General features: G+C 36.9%; 13 protein-coding genes. All 13 read left to right on the top strand.

The genetic code is table 11. The annotated features are described in order from the left end of the window. Positions 1 to 25: 25 nt before the first annotated feature. The 13 genes from truA to RGU12_RS09915 all read left to right on the top strand — a co-directional run bounded on the left by truA (position 26) and on the right by RGU12_RS09915 (position 14206). Positions 26 to 763 carry a tRNA pseudouridine(38-40) synthase TruA gene (gene truA, locus RGU12_RS09975; RefSeq protein ID WP_309535945.1) on the top strand — a complete coding sequence of 246 codons (738 nt, stop codon included), beginning with the start codon at positions 26 to 28 and terminating at the stop codon, positions 761 to 763. Positions 764 to 1174: 411 nt separating this feature from the next. Continuing rightward, positions 1175 to 2482: a branched-chain amino acid transport system II carrier protein gene (gene brnQ, locus RGU12_RS09970; protein WP_309535944.1), complete on the top strand. Its 1308-nt coding sequence runs from the start codon at positions 1175 to 1177 to the stop codon at positions 2480 to 2482. 427 nt (positions 2483 to 2909) lie between these two features. Next, positions 2910 to 3773 (top strand): DMT family transporter, encoded by an 864-nt coding sequence (locus RGU12_RS09965; RefSeq protein ID WP_396232339.1) that lies wholly within the window; start codon positions 2910 to 2912, stop codon positions 3771 to 3773. Between the two features lie 56 nt (positions 3774 to 3829). Next, positions 3830 to 4330 (top strand): YehS family protein, encoded by a 501-nt coding sequence (locus RGU12_RS09960; RefSeq protein ID WP_309535942.1) that lies wholly within the window; start codon positions 3830 to 3832, stop codon positions 4328 to 4330. 258 nt (positions 4331 to 4588) lie between these two features. Beyond that, positions 4589 to 5164, top strand: a complete 576-nt coding sequence (locus RGU12_RS09955) for a TetR/AcrR family transcriptional regulator (protein ID WP_309535941.1) — start codon at positions 4589 to 4591, stop codon at positions 5162 to 5164. 137 nt (positions 5165 to 5301) lie between these two features. Continuing rightward, positions 5302 to 6423 (top strand): ABC transporter permease, encoded by a 1122-nt coding sequence (locus tag RGU12_RS09950; protein ID WP_309535940.1) that lies wholly within the window; start codon positions 5302 to 5304, stop codon positions 6421 to 6423. Next, positions 6423 to 7118 carry an ABC transporter ATP-binding protein gene (locus RGU12_RS09945; protein ID WP_309535939.1) on the top strand — a complete coding sequence of 232 codons (696 nt, stop codon included), beginning with the start codon at positions 6423 to 6425 and terminating at the stop codon, positions 7116 to 7118. Before RGU12_RS09950 ends, RGU12_RS09945 begins: the two co-directional genes overlap by 1 nt. A 241-nt stretch (positions 7119 to 7359) precedes the next feature. Then, positions 7360 to 8064 carry a nucleotidyltransferase domain-containing protein gene (locus tag RGU12_RS09940; protein WP_309535938.1) on the top strand — a complete coding sequence of 235 codons (705 nt, stop codon included), beginning with the start codon at positions 7360 to 7362 and terminating at the stop codon, positions 8062 to 8064. A gap of 1026 nt (positions 8065 to 9090) precedes the next feature. Further along, positions 9091 to 9309 carry a DUF3311 domain-containing protein gene (locus tag RGU12_RS09935; protein ID WP_136378974.1) on the top strand — a complete coding sequence of 73 codons (219 nt, stop codon included), beginning with the start codon at positions 9091 to 9093 and terminating at the stop codon, positions 9307 to 9309. Beyond that, complete coding sequence (locus RGU12_RS09930) at positions 9309 to 10775, top strand: sodium:solute symporter family protein (protein ID WP_309535937.1); 1467 nt, start codon at positions 9309 to 9311, stop codon at positions 10773 to 10775. Before RGU12_RS09935 ends, RGU12_RS09930 begins: the two co-directional genes overlap by 1 nt. A gap of 108 nt (positions 10776 to 10883) precedes the next feature. Beyond that, complete coding sequence (locus tag RGU12_RS09925) at positions 10884 to 12509, top strand: amidohydrolase (protein WP_309535936.1); 1626 nt, start codon at positions 10884 to 10886, stop codon at positions 12507 to 12509. A gap of 202 nt (positions 12510 to 12711) precedes the next feature. Continuing rightward, positions 12712 to 13077, top strand: coding sequence for a hypothetical protein (locus tag RGU12_RS09920; RefSeq protein WP_309535935.1), 366 nt, complete (start codon positions 12712 to 12714; stop codon positions 13075 to 13077). 274 nt (positions 13078 to 13351) lie between these two features. Further along, positions 13352 to 14206, top strand: coding sequence for a malate synthase (locus RGU12_RS09915; protein ID WP_309535934.1), 855 nt, complete (start codon positions 13352 to 13354; stop codon positions 14204 to 14206). Positions 14207 to 14412 lie beyond the last annotated feature (206 nt).

Raw genomic sequence — 14412 nt, 5'->3', positions numbered from 1 at the left:
ATACGTATTTTTTAAGGAGAAAGCAATGAACAATTATAAATTAACCATTCAGTATGATGGTGGCCGTTACAAGGGGTGGCAGCGACTTGGTAATGGTGACAATACGATACAAGGAAAAATTGAAAATGTATTAACAGAGCTGGCAGGAGAAAAGATTGAAATCATTGGATCCGGAAGAACAGATGCTGGTGTTCATGCTCTTGCTCAGATTGCTAATTTTAAGATGCGTAAAAATGCAACGGAAGAGGAAGTTATGCATTATTTAAACAGATATCTTCCCAATGACATTAGCGTTGTGGATGTTACGTTAGTTCATGATCGTTTTCATGCACGCTATAATGCTAAAGATAAAACCTATTTATATAAGATTTGGAACGAGCAATATACACATCCCTTCATGCGAAAGTACAGTATGCATGTAGAGGAAAAGCTCGATATCGAAAAAATGAGAAAAGCATCTCACTATTTTCTAGGGGAGCATGACTTTACTTCTTATTCCAATGCCAAGTCGAAGAAAAAGTCGATGGTGCGTGAAATATACTCACTTGAGATAAAAGAAAATGCAGGCTTTATCGAAATCAAAGTGCGAGGCAATGGCTTCCTTTACAATATGGTGAGAAAAATTGTAGGAACTTTAATTGAAGTTGGATTAGGAGAAAAAGACACGGATACTATACCAAGTATTCTTGAATCTAAAGAAAGAATTCAAACAGGTCGTATGGCGGATGCTGAGGGATTGTATTTGGAGAAGGTTGGATTTTAAACCTTCTTCTTTTTTTTGGAGCTATAGTCACCATCCGCACCCCAGGCGTTGCTACATCTACTAGCGTGACCCACATTAGATTCTCTTGTTCTCAAAATTTCCACTATTTCAAAATATATGGTATATTATAAAATACTTGTCTAACATAATATGATTCTATGAATGCAAAAAGTAAAAACGTATAATAGGTTAATTAAACCTCTTGGGAACACAAAGAGGCTACCCTACCTTGGGTTTAGTGAGGGCAACGATCAGGTGAAGTGCATCCTAATTTTTCAGAAAAGGTGGAATAGTGAAATTGATTATTGGAAGGCGATAGTTTATACGATTACCTACTATTTGTGAAATATGTACTACTTAGAAAAGGATTCTAGCAAATTGAGACATTAAAAGAGAAGGGCTGATTTACATATGAAAAAAACTATAAGAGATAGTAGTATTATTGGGCTTGCGCTTTTTGCCACATTTTTTGGGGCCGGGAATTTAATTTTTCCACCATTTTTAGGGCTACAGTCCGGGACGGACTGGCTTAGTGGGAACATCGGATTCATTATTACAGGGGTCTTTTTCCCTATAATGGCGATTTATATTATCGCTTATGCGGGTGGTACTGTAGATCAATTGACTAAAAAAGTACATCCTAAATTTTCACAATGGATACTGCTAGGCATCATGTTATTTTCAAGCTTCATCGCCATACCGAGAACGGGGGCTGTTACCCACGAATTAGGTTTTCAGGCAGTTTTCCCATCGATTCCAGCAGCACCTATTGTTATCATTTTCTTCGCGTTAACTTATTATTTTGTAAATGACAGGAACAATGTTATCGATAAAGTGGGAGCTTTTTTAACACCTGCATTAGTTGTCATTTTAATTGCTATCATCATAAGTGGAGTCATAACGCCAGTTGGACAACCAGTGGACACAGAAATTTCAAGTAGTTTTGTTAATGCCTTTCTTGGCGGATATCAAACAGGAGACTTATTAGTAAGTTTTATGGTTGCAAGTGTGTTTATTTCACATATTGTTGGCAAAGGATACCGGTCTGAAAAAGAAAGAAATAAAATGACCGCATTTGCCGGGCTCATCGCCTTTATCTTTTTAGTTATCATTTATTCTGGGCTTTTATATTTAGGGGCTTCAGTTAGTGGGGTGTATCCTCAAAACATAGATAGGGCCGAACTATTATTAGGGATTGTAGAATCGATATTAGGTAAAGGCGGGCTCTACGGATTAGGGGTCGTGGTGGCATTAGCATGTCTGACTACTGCAATTGGCTTGACTACAGCTGTTGCTCAATTTTTTGATAGTGTAACAAATGGGAAGCTAAGTTATAAAACAACGGCGGCCATCGTTTGCGTCCTTGGCATTGCCATTGCATTATTAGGTGTAGATCGAATCGTATTTATAGCAACACCGCTTTATGAGGCAATCTATCCGATTTGTATCGTGGTCATATTGGTTGGGATTTTCCATAGGCACTTACCAAATGCTGCCTCCTTTCAAGGTGCTGTGTTATTAACAGTGATTATTAGCGTAGCTCAAGCTATGACAGCAGCTATAAATATACCATTTGTACCTCGTTTAATTGGGATGATTCCATTGAGCAGTAATGGGTTCGCATGGTTAATTCCAGCAATAATTGGATTCATCGGTGGTGCAATCATTGGAAGGTTTATAGAGAAGGATAAAACTACAGGGCAGTCGATTGCTAGTTAAATGACATCCTGGCATTTTTAAAATAAATACACGTCCCTCTTCCCAAAGGAATAGGTGACGTGTGTTTTAGGTTTTATCAAAATCAATCACACTAGCATTGCATAAACATTAATATCCTACGCATGAAAATGCCTGACAAACAGTGTTTAAAAGGTTACGCTACTGTTTGCCAGGCATCTTTTTTTCGTGGTGGCTTCAGCGAAACAAAAAATGGGGGAGTGCCGAGCACACTTACAATTCGATGTTCCTCGGTATTCCCATAAACATACATTGCCAAAACCCTGACAATGCAATAGGATATACTTATTTGTGGAATGATTTTTTAGGAGTTGACACCATGAAATGGATTTTTCAAAAGAAATGGTCAGTTATAGGGATTGCCATTTTTTGTTCGCTTTTGTGGGGAAGTGCATTTCCTGTTCTCAAGGTGAGTTATGAAGAACTGCAAATGTCCCCCGATGATGTAATCGCTAAGGTTGTATTTGCAGGAATACGCTTTTTGCTTGCGGGTTTGCTCGTCTTAGGATTTTTATTATTCATAAAGCCGAAAAGAATAGTGGTTTCGAAAAGGAGTTTTCTCATTCTCCTTTTACTAGGTGTGATTCAAACAGCCCTCCAATACTTTTTCTTCTATAATGGATTAGCAAAAGTATCAGGTATGCAGGGGGCCATTTTATCGACTGTTGGAACTTTTTTCACTGTTATACTCGCTCACTACTATTATAAAAATGATCGATTAAATTGGAAGAAATCAATTGGTCTACTTGCTGGTTTCACTGGAATTGTGGTAGCAAACTGGGGACAAGAGCTTAAAATGAGTTTTCAGTGGGATGGAGAAGGATATATGATTTTAGCGGGTCTCACTGGTGCGATTGCAACCATTATGGCCAAGCAACTGGCAACTGGCATTGATCCATTTGCCATTACGGGATGGCAGTTGAGTCTTGGTGGACTTATCATGCTTATTATTGGTCTACCGATGATGCAGACAGGATCAATCACTTTTACAGCATTAGGATGGGGACTATTAATCTACTCTGCTGTACTCTCGGCTGTTGCTTTTGGTCTCTGGTATTCGTTGTTAAAATATAATCATGCAGGTGAAATTACAATTTATAAGTTCATTGTACCGGTTTCTGGAACAATTCTATCAGCTATTTTCATACCGGGTGAAAAAATAAATCTGTATATTCTAGTGGCTATTGCCATGGTTGCGATCGGTATTATTGTTTTGAATTATCGTGGAAAAGGGAATAAAGCTATTAAGAAAACCGAAAGAATTGCATCATGACCCATAAAGGCAGTTTCGAGTTAAATGACTACTAATTAAAAAAGGGAGCTCAAAGAATGGATAATAACGATATATTAATTCGGTTGAGATATGCATTAGAAATAAAAAATAAAGAAATGGTAGAGATTTTTAAACTTGGTGATGTGGAAGTAACCGTACCAGAGGTGATAAAGATCCTTACAAAGACATACGATGATGATGATTTTGAGAATGAAGACCAAATAAAATGTACTCACAGTATGTTAGACTCATTTTTAAATGGGCTTATTATTTACAAAAGGGGGAAACAAGAGCCGAAACCAGGACAGCCTAATCCACCAGAACCACCTCTAAAGACAAGTGGAAACGTGAATAATCTCCTTTTAAAGAAAGTCAAAATTGCACTGGCTTTAACGACTGAGGATATGCTTGATATTTTTGATCATGCCGGGTTGAGGGTAACAAAAGGAGAACTTGGTGCATTATTACGAAAAGAAGGGCATAAGAATTATAAAGAATGCGGAGATAATTTCGCCAGAAACTTCTTAAAGGGGCTAGCTGTCAAATACAGGGGATAAGGCTATATCTATTGTCATGTTGAATGGGCCTAAAAAACTCATCAACACCCTTAGCATACACTCTATACACGTGGAATAATCTCGCAACTGATTTAAAAAAGAGGCAACTAACCCTTATGGGACGTTGCCTCTAATTTTATTGAAGCGTGCGAACAAAATTTAGTTAATTAAGAAAAGTACCCTATAGGTCAAATTCTGTTAACGATCTTTATCGGAAATTCTTTTTATTTCGCTTATAATGATAAAAGGGGTGATAGGATGGGACGTGAAAGTAAATTTACAAAAAGTGATTTGTATCAGGCGACCAATCAACTATTATTGCAATATGGCTATAATGGATTTCATTTTGGCTTGCTGGCTGAACAACTGAATGTAACAAGGGCAGCTATATATAAGTACTTTGATAATAAAGATGAATTGATTACGGAATATATGGTCGATGAAATGGAACGATTCTTGCTGGACCTTCAAAAAATTAAGGAGTATCCTCTCTTCAAGGATCAATTGGATTATTTACTTGGGGTTATTTTTAAATATAGTAGAATCCATCAAATACTTTCGATGGTCTTTCAAATTCAAAGGTCCAATCATGCAAAAGTGGATGAGGCTCTTGAACTGTTAGAGACCCAACATGAGAAAATGTACTCCTATTTAAATGATTTTGTCCAATTGGGAAAAAGAGACAAATTTTTAAAATCTGAATTTCCCAATCACCTTATTTTAGGGTTTATTTTTCAAACGGTTAATATCCCTAATCATTCTCAGTTACCCAAACAAGATTGGAAAAATCTAGTTATGGAATTTCTATGTAGTGGAATGTTTAATAATAAATAATTGACACTTGTGTTACTTTTAATTAAACTGAACAAGTAGCACAATTGTCCTTCTGTTATCAAAAGTTACACATCTGTAACTTTTGACTTCAGCGCACATTTTAGAAAATCTAGTAAATTAAACAAAGAGGTGAAAATATGTTTCTTGCATTAAGAGAATTAAAACATGCGAAATTACGTTTTTTTATGATTGGTATGATTCTAGTGTTAATCTCTTGGCTTGTTTTTATTTTATCGGGACTAGGAAATGGCCTTTCTTCACTAAGTGCTTCAGCATTCAAAAATATGGATGCGAATTATGTTGTCTTTGAAGAGGGTGCCCGCCATTCTATGCTAAGGTCGGTCATATCTGAAGATGTATCCGAAGAACTCAAAAATCAGAAACATGTAAATGATGTAGCTCCAATGGGTTCTCGTACAGCAGTGGTTCTTAAAGAGAATGCAACATCTGATGATGAAAAAATCGATGTCTCCCTACTTGGAATCAATCCTGGAACATTCTTAGAACCTGAAGTTATTGAGGGGAACCCACTTACAAAAGGAAAAGACAAAGAAGTCATTGTCAACAATGTTTTGCAGAATAAAGGCATTAAACTAGGTGATACCCTTGAAATTGAAGGTTCAACTGAAGTCATCAAAGTTGTTGGCTTTGTTAAAGATCAATCTTTTAACCATTTGCCCGCTATTTTTATGACGATGGACTTATGGCGTTCGATTCATTTTGCTGCACCAGGTTCAGATATGGGGATTAACAACCCGGTTAATGCGATTATGCTTCAAGGGGAAAATATTATTCCAGAAGACATAGATCAATCAGTGGATGGAATTGAAACAACAACGAAACAAGAAGCAATTAATGGACTGCCTGGCTACACAGCTGAAAATGGGACAATCATGATGATGCTTACTTTTCTCCTGGCAATATCTGCTGTTGTCATAACTGTTTTCTTCTATGTCATCACGTTGCAGAAATCGAATCAGTTCGGAATTATGAAAGCGATCGGTGCGAGTAATTCATTTCTTGGACGAGCTGTCATTTCCCAAGTATTCATTTTGGCTGTTATAAGTATTGGTTTAGGAGTTTTACTCACTTATGGAACGGCAGCGATTTTACCAGAAGCAATGCCTTTTGCGCTTGATCCAATGCTCGTCTTCATCTATGCGTTTGTACTATTAGTCGTGTCTGTATTGAGTACTCTTCTTTCTGTTCGAAAAATAACAAAGATAGATCCACTTCAAGCGATTGGGAGGGTTGAGTAATGAATGGAATTCAGTTTGAAAATGTATCCAAGTATTATAAAGAAGGAGACAGTACGTTTGTAGCTTTAAACAGTGTTTCTATCTCGGTTAACCCTGGTGAATTCGTAGCAGTAATTGGTCCATCAGGATCAGGAAAAAGTACATTCCTTTCAATTGCAGGTGCCCTTCTACAACCTTCTGAAGGAAACGTCACCATTAACGGGTTTCGTTTATCCGATTTGAAGCCGACGGAACTTTCGAAATTACGGTTGGAGCAAATTGGTTTTATTTTGCAAACCTCTAATCTTGTTCCATATTTGACGGTTCTTGACCAACTTTTGGTTGTAAAGAAAATGAAAGGCTCTGTTACAAATAAAGATAAGCTTTTTGCTAAAGAGCTGCTAGAGGAAGTAGGATTAGGAGATAAACTGAAAAAGTTTCCTGATCAACTGTCAGGGGGAGAACGGCAACGTACAGCGATTGCTCGTGCCTTCATGAATGATCCAAATATCATACTTGCTGACGAACCTACCGCAAGTCTTGATACACAGCGTGCCTTTGAAATTGTCGAACTAATTTCAAAGGGAGTGAAATCACGAAACAAAGCCGCAATCATGGTCACCCATGATGAACGTTTATTAAAATATTGCGACAAGGTTTACCAAATGATGGATGGAGCTTTGAAGCTACTTGAAGAACCTGTTGCAATTCGTTAAATAAAAAGGTCAGTCCTCACTTTTTTAAAAAAAGTAGGGACTGACCTTTATTCGTTTAGTTGATTTTGGAATTTTGATGGTATGGCTAAAATGTCGAAGTGGAAATTGGATGTTGCTTACAAAGCATATGGAAGGGCCGCAAATGCAAATCAAAAATGATCGTGAATTATTTTACAGATAGCTCCTACGTTATAGAACACTAATCTTTTAGGTGAATATCCTGGTATGGGAGGTGTTTTATATGAGGGACTCGATTAGGCGAATAGCTCAACAGTTTATCGTTTCCCACTATCCTGAATCAGATATCGTCTGGGTAGGTGGAAGTGCAGTTTCTGGAAATTTGACAACAGAATCTGATATTGACTTAATTATAATTGATGAAACAGAAACACCAAGACTTGAATGTTATCACTTTCTTGGGTGGAAAATTGAAGCATTTATATATACGGCTTTATCTTTAGAGTTTGAATTTCAAACAGCTAGATATAGAGGGATGCCTACCATCATTAAAATGTGCGCCGAGGGTCTACTTATAAAAGATAAACAAGGGAATGGAAAGGGACTCCAAAAAGAGGCAAAAAACCTTTATAAACAGGGTCCACAACGTTGGGATCAAGACAAAATAAATGAAGCTAGGTATGAAATTACAGATTTTTTGTCAGACTTTAGAAGTTCAGAAGACTTTGCAGAAAGTTTATTTATTTTAAATAAGTTAGTAAATACGTTAACTGAATTGATTTTAAGGGCAAATGGCAATTGGCTTGGCGAAGGAAAGTGGATGGTTAGAAGCCTTAAATCATTTGATAAAGATATGTGTAACCAACTGGTTGAATCTACAAAAACATACATGAATACAAATGATAAAACTGAACTCATTTCATTCATCCAATCTACGCTTGAGCAGTATGGTGGAGAATTGTTTGTTGGTTATAAAGGATTTTTTTAGATTTCAATACGAAATAATTTACTTGTTTTTTAGAATTTCTAGATGTTTGTCTCAATCCCCGAGCCCCTTTGTGGCATAACCTATATTATCATTCGATAAAGGAGGAATTTTATTATGCCATTCTTCGTAGGTGGTTTCGGTGGTCCTCGTTTCCGTTTCCGTCGAGGTCCTTTTTTTGGTCCTCGCTTTCGTTTTCGTCGTGGATTTCGCCGTGGCCGATTCTTTTATTAATGGTTGTCACTTTTCTTTTGAAAACTGTGAGAATGTTTACTGCTAATGGTGGTATGTAATAAACTCCCTCCATAGATTACAAATCGAATAGCTTTTATGGTAAGAAACTAAAATGCTTTGATTAATGAAGAGGGACGGTTCTCACGTTCTTTTACTATTTTCCATCCATCTGAAAATTCCAATTAAAAGAGAAAAGAGGTTGATTCCCTACTATGTGTAGAGAATCAACTTCTTTTCATTTAATACCTCGCTGGTGAGCTATCCGGATTTTATGCCTAGTATATTACAAAGACCTCTATCTATCTTGAGGAGGGGTTAAGCTCCATTTGGATCTTGACTGTGATACTTACGGTCATTCCTTTGGGTTTTAGGTCTTCTCATCATCAAAACCAAAATCACAATAACGACCACTAATGCCTTGGCAATTTGCCGGGCTTCCCAGTTACTAACAGCAGGATAAAGAATCTTTCCTTGTTGTTTTGAAGTCAGGGTACGCCCATTATTTTGTCCATTAATGGACAGGTTGGGAAAAATACGAGTAATCTTTTATACATGTTATGTAACATGTATAAATCATATATTTTCTTATATAATTTAGAGACGAAAGATTCTATAAATTCTAATAATTAAGAGAGGGAGGGGAAATAATTTTACAAGCGCTGACAATAAATTCTGGTTGGTTGGAGTAACGTTTAATGACCTTGCACAGATTTGAAGGATTGGTGAAACAGGGGGTGTAATAGAATTATTCTTTATAGATGCCCTCTACTACTATTTAAGAAAAGGAGATGAAGTATGAGTAAACAAAAATTTACCACACTATATGTATTATTTAGTGTAGTTCCTTTTTTGATGTTAGTCTTTCCTCTATTTGAAATTGGAAATCGGGCAACACCTATCATAATGGGATTACCATTTTCTTTTTTTTGGGTCATTCTGTGGATTGTTATTACGTTCGTAGCACTAATAGTTTTATACAGAATGGATCCTGATAATGAGGAGGAAGATGCCTGATGCCCGGTTATCAAATAGCTCTAATAATGATGATTGGTTATTTAGTTATTGCGTTAATCGTTGGAATAATGGCCGGAAGAGGGCGAGATAGCGGGTCTCTTGATGAATTTGCGGTGGCAGGCAGAGGAATAAGCCTGTTTGTAATGTGGTTTCTTATGGGTGGTGCCGTTTTCAGTGCATTTTCCTTTTTAGGAGCTCCAGGATGGGCATATTCAAAAGGTGCTCCAGCCTTATACATTATTACGTATACGGCATTTGCTATTTTACCGTGGTATATTATTGGTCCTAAGATTGGGAAAATTGGGAAGAAGCATAATCTTTATACGGTTGCTGCATTTCTTAAAGGGAGATTTAAAAGTCCTGCAATCGCTGTTATTGTAGGATTGATTGCATTATTTGCCTCTGTTCAATATTTAGCTACTCAAATGTCGGGTATGGCGATTATTTTTGATATCATGACAGAAGGACGAATTCCTATCTGGTTAGGTGCACTAATTTCTTATGGAATTGTGGTTATTTATGTGGCTACAGGTGGATTGCGTGCTGCGGCCTGGTCCGATGTTTTCCAGGGATTATTAATGATTATCGTTTCCTGGGTCGTTGGTATGGCGATTGTCTATCAATTACATGGCGGGCCAACAGATATGTTTATAAAAATGGTAGCGGAAACGCCTGAGTTTTTGCAAATTGGTAAAGAAGGATCGTCGATGGGGGCAATCGCTTATACAACCACGATATTAATTTCTGTAATCGGATTTTTAATGTGGCCACATTTATTTTCCAAATCGTACGCATCGAATTCAAGAACAATTAAAAAGACCGTACTTGCCTATCCTGTTTTTGCCTTGTTCCTTGTTCCGCTCTTACTGGTGGGATTTGCAGCCAAAGGAGTAGTAGATTCAGGTGAACTTGCAAACTCCGATCAAATTTTACCATACTTAATTACAGTTGTTATGAATTTACCTGGTTGGCTTTATGGACTGGTTGGTGCCGGAGCTCTTGCAGCAGCAATGTCAACCGCAGATGCAATTACCCATAGTGCATCTTTAGAGGTTACCGACGGAATTATTAAAAATATTTGGAAGAATTTATCTGATAAAAAGACATTATTAATCATGCGAATTGGTGTTTTTGTTATTGGTGCGTTGGCTTATTATATCACTGTTTTTGGAGGTCAGGGTCTAATTGCCTTGTTGCTAGGTGCATATGGTTCAATTGCCCAGTTCGCACCGGGTATATATAGTGCATTATATTGGAGGCGCGCCAATGCAAAGGGAGTCATTTCAGGTCTTGTCGTTGGAACATTAGTAAACTATTATTATCAGCTTGTTGCCACCTCTACACCATTTGAGATCCACGCAGGTATTTTAGGATTAGTCGCAAATATCGTAGTTATGTTTACTGTATGCTACTTAACAAAACCACAAGACGAAGAAGATGTTAAGAAATATGTAGATGCTGCATAAAAAAATGATATCGTCGGTTTCTCAAACCAATGAGACCGACGATTCTTTGTTAAAAATAGAGAGTTCTTCCTAATATATTGTAGCTGTTACGAAAGGAAGGGGCTATGTATGAAGGCGGATATTGTTTTTATGAACGGTGAAGTTGTTACGGTTGACGATGATAATAGTGTTGTAGAAAGTGTTGCTGTGAAAGGGAATCATTTAATAGCAGTTGGTTCAAATCAAGAGATTCAAGAATATATTTCTTATGAAACAAATGTGATTGATCTCCATGGGAAATCGGTGCTGCCTGGTTTTATTGATGCCCATCTACATCTGACGATTTATGGAACGAACCTATTAGGCGTAAGTTGCATAGAACCTCATATTCAATCATTGGAAGATATATTTATTGATTTACAAAAAAAAGCGGAAGAGACACCAAAGGGTCAGTGGGTACGGGCATGGGGATTTAATGAATCAAAATTAAAAGAAAATCGTTTTCCAACAAGGCAGGAATTAGATAAGGTTTCCACTGATCACCCAATTGTAATTATTCGTACATGTAATCATACTTCGATTGCTAACAGTAGAGCATTAGAAATTGCGGGGATTACAGAAGACACGGTAAACCCTGAAGGTGGGATCATTGGACGCGATGAAAATGGTGCTCTAACAGGGGCATTAATTGAAAATGCACATATGCAGCTTTTTGAATATGCGAGTTATACGGATGAAGAAATACGTAAAGGTATGAAGCTTGCATCAGATGAATTTATTCAAGCAGGTGTTACAAGTATACATGATGCCGGAGCATATGGGGATGGGGCGGAATCCTTTCGAATTATGCAGCAGGCAATTAAAGAGCAGGAAATTCGAGTACGCGTGTACGCAATTATTGGTTCATTAACGAACTCTCATGACTTCGTCGAAAGAGTGGTGAAAGCGGGTCCAATTTCAGGACTTGGCGATGATTATTTTAAGATTGGTCCTGCTAAATTGTTTACCGATGGAAGCAGTGTTGGGCCTACAATTGCAACGCGTGAACCATACTCTCATAATTCAAATGATTATGGTATTACATATTATAGTCAAGATGAGTTGAACCGAATTTTAGGAGAAGCCCATAAAAAAGGTTTTCAAATCACGGCACATGCCCAGGGAGACCGTGCTGTTGAAATGGTACTGGATTGCATTGAAAAAGCATTGGAGGAGCATCCGAGAATAGATCACCGTCACCGGGTCGAGCATGCAGGCATTTCATCCGCTGATTTGCAGAATAGGATGCAGAAACTTGGTGTTATCCCAATCCCTAACCCTGTTTTTATGTATGTAAATGGAGATAAGTATCTTGAATATTATGCTGAACGGGTGAATGTTATGTATCCGCTTCGCGACTATATTGACAAAGGAATCATTGCTGCAATCGGTTCGGATGCACCTGTAACATTTGTTAATCCTCTACTTGGGATTCACGCTGCAGTAAACAGAAAGTCTTGGAAAGATCAAGTGGTTGGGGAAAACCAGCGTATTGATGTAATAGAAGCAATCCGTGCATATACCTATAATGGCGCCTATGCCAGTTTCGAGGAAGATAAAAAAGGAAGCATTGAGGTTGGCAAACTAGCTGATCTTGTTGTTTTAGATTCAAGTATCTTACATGCGGAATCCGAAAAATTAAGAGACATTAAGGTTGAGTTAACCATGGTTGATGGAGACATTGTATTCCAATCAAAGCAATTAGTTAGTAAGTAGATAATTTCTTTAATGAAACCCAAGTATCCCCGATAAAATTAAGGAAACAATTGAAGATCAAGGATATGATGTAGAATAAGAGTGCTTTTATAGCACTCTCTCATTTTTTGTTAATATATACCCATGTGGGTATTGTAAGAGTGAGAAAGGCCATGAGTACAGAAGCCATAGACGCACTTAATTTTGTAGGGGGAAATAAGAGATGCATTTAAAACTACTAAAAAAACCAATTGTAACAGTAGCAACCATTATGATCTTTGTTTTCGTTATTTCTGGAGGATTGTTTGTTTACGACCATTACAATTACAAACAAAACATAGTTAAGGCTGAAGATCGCTTATCGGATTTACATAAAGAATTAACTAAAATCGAGGATCAGGCAGACCTTCTTAATTCGGATACGCCCGATTTCTTAAAAGTAGATTTGACACAAAAAGAAATTGATGAAGTAAACAGTTCATTAAACACATTTAATACCCCAAAATTTGACTTCGATATCAAGGAAAATGATCTAAAGAATAGAATTGAGAAAGTGAATTTGTATAGAGGCTTTTCAAAAGTTTTGTGACTTTTAGGGGGCTTTTTTTATAGAAATTTTTAGTAGTTCAAGAGAATAAAACTTCATTTTACCTCACAATAAAATATGCTGTCAATAAGAAAATTGTGATATGTTCAAAAAAATGTTATAATAGTTTTACAATTATTAATTCAATCTCCTTTTTTAAAAAATGAGGTGAAATTCAAACAGTCGTGTGAGCTTTAAGGGTAAGTTAATTGAATAAAATAATCCCTTTACTATCTAATAGTAGCCGGGTTTTTATTCTACAAGGAGGACTTAGAAAATGAATCTAATTAATAAGAAAGTTACACACAAGCGTTTTGGCATGGGTAGTATAGTGAATCATAATGATTCTAGTATTGAAGTACATTTTGAATCGGAAAATAAAAAGTTTGTTTTTCCCGATGTATTTGGAAAGCACTTAAAACTGCATGATAAAAGTATTGCTCATTCACTTGAGAAAATGATACAGGAAAAAGAAATGGAACGAAAGCAGGAAGAAAGGAAGAAAGAAGAGGAAAAGATACTTTACCGAAAAAGACTGGAACTTCGCTTGGAACATGAAAAACTGATGAAAAATCATAAACTTCATCCCGAATCACAAATGGTTTTTTGGTGTGATCAAGAGGAACAGAATACTTCTTTTTCAGAGTGGAAGGTATTTTCAGGTGAAATCAAAAGTGGTAATAACAAGGGGAAGCCAAACAAACCCATCCGCTTGCACCAAAATAGCGCTGTCCTGCTAACAGCAGTAGAATCTGGCAAGCCTGAAAAAGACAGACGTATTTTAGGTGTTTATATGGTGGATGAAGGTTTTATCGGTAAGCTTTGTGAAGATGGATATATTCCTGCTCATTCAAAATACAGACTCCAACTGACAGAACAGGAATCGGATCAAATGCTTTTCTGGGACTATTATGTGAATCAAAAATTCCCTCACAAAATGACATGGAATACAGGTAAATACCGCTATTTTGATAATTCATGGATGGCTCAAATTTTGCTTGATATTGTTTCATTGAAAAGCGACCCAACGGAACGAGAGAGTGCACAACAATTTTTTGAACATTTTTGTAAAATGAATCAAATAATCGAGCAAGAGTTACCAAAGCCTAATGGTGCATTAAAGCGTATTTAGATGTTCGCCCAAAGATAATAAGAGTACTGACACATTTTCCCCACCTATCACTAAATGCGAAGAATAACTGGTTATTGTTTTAGTGGTGCGTTTGGAGTTGGTATAATAGAAAAGCAGTTGTTATAGAAAATATCTATACCATCTGCTTTTTTGTAGTTGCTTTTTTGCTTTAGACGTTGCGGCAAATCTTATTCAAACAGCAAAAG

Source organism: Ferdinandcohnia sp. QZ13 (assembly GCF_031324165.1).
GTDB lineage: Bacteria > Bacillota > Bacilli > Bacillales > Bacillaceae_L > Ferdinandcohnia.
Note: the sequence above shows the minus strand (reverse complement) of the source record. Positions and strands in the feature narration are given on the sequence as shown.